We start from the raw sequence: 832 nt of genomic DNA, 5'->3' as shown, positions 1-832 counted from the left end.
TCCATACTCAATCGACACTGCTCTGCATTGCTCATGTGATCCCGTCGTGACCTAACGCCCGCCTAAGGGGCTGGCAACGCATTAACACTAAACTAAAACACAACAACCGAACCACCACGGCTCATTAGGACTGGAAACGCCACGCGTTGACAGTCCCTCTTGAGGCGTTTGTTATAAGCGTGGTTATTCTTACCATTTTCTATCTAAATCCTCGGCGTACAAGGATATAGCACGATGATACTCTTTAATCGCATCGCTGCTTGTTGTAGAAAGTAATAACTCAAGCAACAAAGCCATGGCTTCTTTGTGGCGCCCCAGATTGTACAGGCACATAGCATAGAAAGGTCGAGCCTCTATCGCATCTGGATACTCAATGATTGCCTGCTCAAAGTAACCCAACGCCTCTACATAGTTTCCAAGACTTCGATAGGTGCTCGCTAAACCAAATAAAGCATCAAACCGTTCTACTGGGGAAAGCATTCCTGACAAAGATGATAAGTAATGCCCTACCGCCTCTTGCTCTCTACCTTCATTGTCATATGACCATGCTATTTGCAAATGAGCTTTAGCCGAATAGCTTTCGTCGTTTAATAGCGTCGCTAACAAATCTCTCGATTCTTGAAACTTAGCTTCTTTCCGTAAATCAATGGCTTGCTTGATGATAGTTTCCATATTTTCCTCGAAGCTTATAACGCCCGCCTAAGGGGCTGGCAACGCATTACTACTAAACCCAAACACAACAACCGTAACCACCACTGTAGTGGTCAACTAAAATTGGCCACGGTTTTAGAGTTTTCCCAATACAATCGTTCTGACTCATTGGGTGTCAAGC

General features: G+C 44.8%; 1 protein-coding gene. It reads right to left on the bottom strand.

The genetic code is table 11. The annotated features are described in order from the left end of the window. Positions 1-189 precede the first annotated feature (189 nt). A complete protein-coding gene (locus PUN32_RS14000) occupies positions 190-672 on the bottom strand; it encodes a tetratricopeptide repeat protein (RefSeq protein ID WP_274723740.1) in 483 nt (160 codons plus the stop codon). Positions 673-832: the final 160 nt, after the last annotated feature.

This window comes from Vibrio chanodichtyis, from assembly GCF_028863985.1.
Lineage (GTDB): Bacteria > Pseudomonadota > Gammaproteobacteria > Enterobacterales > Vibrionaceae > Vibrio > Vibrio chanodichtyis.
The sequence above is the reverse complement of the archived record's forward strand: the minus strand, read 5'-3'. Positions and strand labels throughout refer to the sequence as shown.